This is a genomic window from Candidatus Binatia bacterium (genome assembly GCA_036382395.1).
Classification (GTDB): domain Bacteria; phylum Desulfobacterota; class Binatia; order HRBIN30; family HRBIN30; genus JAGDMS01.
This window is the reverse complement of record DASVHW010000254.1, coordinates 1-3,225: the sequence shown is the minus strand read 5'-3', so window position 1 is coordinate 3,225 and position 3,225 is coordinate 1. Positions and strand designations below refer to the sequence as shown.

General features: G+C 59.3%; 6 protein-coding genes and 1 tRNA gene. 4 read left to right on the top strand and 3 right to left on the bottom strand.

All coding sequences use genetic code 11. The features are described 5' to 3' along the window. Nucleotides 1-204: 204 nt before the first annotated feature. From VF515_11830 to VF515_11815, 4 genes are all read left to right on the top strand, one after another. Nucleotides 205-690: an adenosine-specific kinase gene (locus VF515_11830; protein HEX7408323.1), complete on the top strand. Its 486-nt coding sequence runs from the start codon at nt 205-207 to the stop codon at nt 688-690. Nucleotides 691-873: 183 nt separating this feature from the next. Continuing rightward, nucleotides 874-958 (top strand) — tRNA-Leu (locus VF515_11825). Between the two features lie 29 nt (nt 959-987). Next, nucleotides 988-1,338 carry a preprotein translocase subunit SecG gene (gene secG / locus VF515_11820; protein ID HEX7408322.1) on the top strand — a complete coding sequence of 117 codons (351 nt, stop codon included), beginning with the start codon at nt 988-990 and terminating at the stop codon, nt 1,336-1,338. A gap of 108 nt (nt 1,339-1,446) precedes the next feature. Continuing rightward, complete coding sequence (locus VF515_11815; GenBank protein HEX7408321.1) at nt 1,447-2,073, top strand: MBL fold metallo-hydrolase; 627 nt, start codon at nt 1,447-1,449, stop codon at nt 2,071-2,073. Here the strand turns inward: VF515_11815 and VF515_11810 are convergent, their stop codons facing one another. The 3 genes from VF515_11810 to VF515_11800 form a co-directional block, all read right to left on the bottom strand. After that, the gene (locus tag VF515_11810; protein HEX7408320.1) at nt 2,074-2,463 is read right to left on the bottom strand and encodes a BrnA antitoxin family protein; all 390 of its coding nucleotides are present in this window, start codon (nt 2,461-2,463) and stop codon (nt 2,074-2,076) included. It abuts the gene before it with no gap. Then, entirely contained in the window at nt 2,435-2,716 is a 282-nt protein-coding gene (locus VF515_11805) for a BrnT family toxin (protein HEX7408319.1), read from the bottom strand. Before VF515_11805 ends, VF515_11810 begins: the two co-directional genes overlap by 29 nt. A gap of 68 nt (nt 2,717-2,784) precedes the next feature. Then, nucleotides 2,785-3,225: PLP-dependent transferase (locus VF515_11800; protein ID HEX7408318.1), on the bottom strand; the 441-nt coding region annotated here is incomplete at its 5' end.

Here is a 3,225-nt window from a genome sequence, read left to right as displayed (position 1 = left end):
CGTGACTCCCGGCAGGTACACGCTGCTCGCCATCGAGAACGGCTGGGAACTGGAGTGGTCGAAGCCGGTAGTACTGAAGCAATATCTTGGGTCGGGGGAAACGGTGCAGGTGGCGCTGGATGGGAAGTACCAGGTCAACGTAAAGGTGCAGTAAGACGGCAGCGTCGGCCCATCGGACGCCGGCGTTACGGAAAAGCAGGGACTATGCTCGAGTTTGAAAGCGTGCGGCTGGAGTTCCCGAGCGACGCGAATATCGTGGTCGGACAGACCCACTTTATCAAGAGCGTTGAAGACATTTACGAAGCTGTGGTCAATTCAGTCCCGCAGGCGAAATTCGGCGTCGCCTTTAACGAAGCCTCCGGCCCCTGCCTCATCCGCGCCGAAGGCAACGACGAAGAGTTGAAACAGACGGCGGTCCGTATGGCGCAGGCGGTGGGTGCGGGACACACGTTCTATGTCGTGGTACGGCAGGCATTCCCCATCAACCTGACAAATGCCATCCAGAACGTGCCCGAGGTTTGCTGCATTTTCTGCGCGACCTCCAACCCGGTGCAGGTGATCGTGGCGAAGTCCGAGCAGGGCCGCGGGATCGTGGGCGTCATCGACGGAAGTTCGCCCCAGGGCGTCGAGGGACCGCAGGAGGTCGAGGCGCGGCACGGGTTCCTTCGCCAGATTGGGTATAAGCGATAGGGCGTCTCGTCGAGCTGTTTGGCCGTTCAATTCCGCCCTGCATGCGTCAGACAAGGCTCGCGTCCACCCATTCGGGATGCATGCAATTTGTTATAATCGTAGGGCCTCAGAATGAATCGGGCCGCTCTCTACCCCTCCGGCCCGGTGTGCTCGTCGTGCGCGATGGGCCTGATCAGGCGCAGTGCGGAAGTGGTGGAACTGGCAGACACACCATCTTGAGGGGGTGGCGCCGAAAGGCGTGGGGGTTCAAATCCCCCCTTCCGCACCATCTTTGAGTTCGGTCAGGAATCGCAGAGAATGATCTATCTGATTACGACTATTCACATTATCGTTTGTTTCTTTCTCATCATCGTGGTCCTGCTGCAGCACGGCAAGAGCGGCGATATCGCGGCCGCTTTTGGTGGCATGGGCAGCCAGACTGCTTTCGGCCCGCGCGGTGCGGCCACCGTGTTGAGCAAGGCGACGACATGGGCGGCCATCATGTTCATGCTGACGTCCATCACGCTGTCGGTTTTTGCCGCGCGCCGGCCGAGCTCGTCGTCGGTATTGCAGGGCGCCCCAACACAGAAATCACAGCCGGCGCCGGAGAAGGCCCCGGTCAACCTGCCGTCCTCCGACCCCACTTCACCGACACCGCCGAAGCGGTAGCGATCAGCTTTCAATCTTCCAGTAAGGTTCCCAATCGGGAGCCTTTGCTGTTTAGCAAAACCTTCGGGTGCTTTAAGCTGCAAGCTGAAAGCGGAGAGCTTCTTTCCGATGATCCACGAAATATTCCCGGTTGGGCCGCTGCAGTGCAATTGCTCCGTCGTCGGCGATGAGAAGTCGCGCGAGGCGATGGTGATCGATCCCGGCGACAACATCGACCAGATCATGGCCATCGTCGAGCGCCACGGCCTGACGGTGAAACAGATCGTGGTGACGCACGCGCACATCGACCACGTTGGCGGAGCGATGAAGCTGAAGCAGCGCACCGGTGCGCCCATCCTGCTCAACCAGAACGACGACATGCTGCTCAAGATGCTCGACGTGCAGGCGGCGTGGGTGGGCATGCGATCGCCGGGAAAGGTCGCGATTGACCAGAGTGTGGGCGACGCCGACCGGCTGAAAGTCGGGGCCATTGAAGCAACGGTGATGCATACTCCCGGACACACTGAAGGAAGCGTCTGCCTCTACTTCCCTGCCCAGCAGAAACTGCTTGCGGGCGACACACTGTTCGCCGGAAGCATTGGGCGGACCGACCTGCCGGGCGGCTCGATGGAAAAGATCCTGCAATCGCTGCACACCAAGGTGCTGGCGCTGCCGGACGAGACGATCGTCGTGCCGGGACACGGTAAGTTAACCACGATTGGCGAGGAGCGGAAAACGAATCCGTTTCTGCGGTGATCAGGCGCGGCGGCGGGACTTGCCGTTTGCAGATTTCTTCACGCCGCTGCCGTTGGTTGCGACAGATTTTCGCGGTCTATTCTCATGGCGCTTGCGATGGGTCAGCGCCAAACACATCTGGTAACGAAGCAGGCGGTTCGCCAGCGATTGATATCCTGGTCCAGTGCTCTTGAGCCATTCAAGTACGTCAACATCGAGTCTCATCGTGACAGGCTTTTTCAGGGGACGGTACATCAGCATACGGGTGGGGACCATCCGACGGAAATCAGCCTCGGTCAATTCGGGGATGTCAGAAAAGTCGATCTGATCGTCGGGCATTGCAGCCAGAGCCTCGACCTCTTTACGAAACTCTTCGGTTTCGCTATACCGCCGGATATCCTCTTCGCTCATGCGGCGCAGCTTTGCGGGCCGAGATGATTCTGATGATCTCTTCCCCATCCTCGTCCTCCGTCAGGTGAATCACAAGAGCGATCGTTAGGCTTTTCAACATCCCAATCGTTCGCAACCGCTGCTCACCGTTTACAACAATGTCGTCCTCGGTCTTGCGGAAAGGATCGTCGAATACGACGGCAGCGGTCTGGAACGAAATGCCGTGCTTCAGCTTGTTGCGCCGGTTTTTCTCTTCGTCCCACTCAAAGCGCATGATTCGCTCGGGACAGCCCTATTCTCGTCTGTACGTACACCTCTGTCAATACATATTTATACGTACAACTAAATCCCGGCCAGCGCGTACTCCAGGTCGGAGATGATGTCCTCCACGTCCTCGATGCCGACCGAGATGCGGACCATGCCGTCGGTGAGGCCGATGGCGCGGCGTCCTTTTTCGCCCAGCGCGGCGTGCGTCATGGTGGCGGGATGAGAGATCAGCGTCTCCACGCCGCCCAGCGATTCGCCCAGCGAGAGTGTCCCCTTGGCCCGTTTCAACATGCGCTTGGCGTTGCCGAGCGAGCCGGTCTCGAAGGTAATCATCGAGCCGAAGCCCGACATCTGGCGCCGCGCGAGCTCGTGTTGCGGGTGATCCAGCAGTCCCGGATAGAAGACTTTCTTGATTTTCTTGTGTCCATCGAGGTAGTCGGCGATGGTGCGGCCGTTCTCGTCGTGCTGGCGCATACGAACCGACAGGGTCTTCACGCCGCGCAACACCAGCCAGCA

Excerpts from the sequence above, each read along its gene's own strand:
- VF515_11830 (HEX7408323.1), top strand. The coding sequence starts at position 205 with ATGCTCGAGTTTGAAAGCGTGCGGCTGGAGTTCCCGAGCGACGCGAAT.
- secG (HEX7408322.1), top strand. The coding sequence starts at position 988 with ATGATCTATCTGATTACGACTATTCACATTATCGTTTGTTTCTTTCTC.
- VF515_11815 (HEX7408321.1), top strand. The coding sequence starts at position 1,447 with ATGATCCACGAAATATTCCCGGTTGGGCCGCTGCAGTGCAATTGCTCC.
- VF515_11810 (HEX7408320.1), bottom strand. The coding sequence starts at position 2,463 with ATGAGCGAAGAGGATATCCGGCGGTATAGCGAAACCGAAGAGTTTCGT.
- VF515_11805 (HEX7408319.1), bottom strand. The coding sequence starts at position 2,716 with ATGCGCTTTGAGTGGGACGAAGAGAAAAACCGGCGCAACAAGCTGAAG.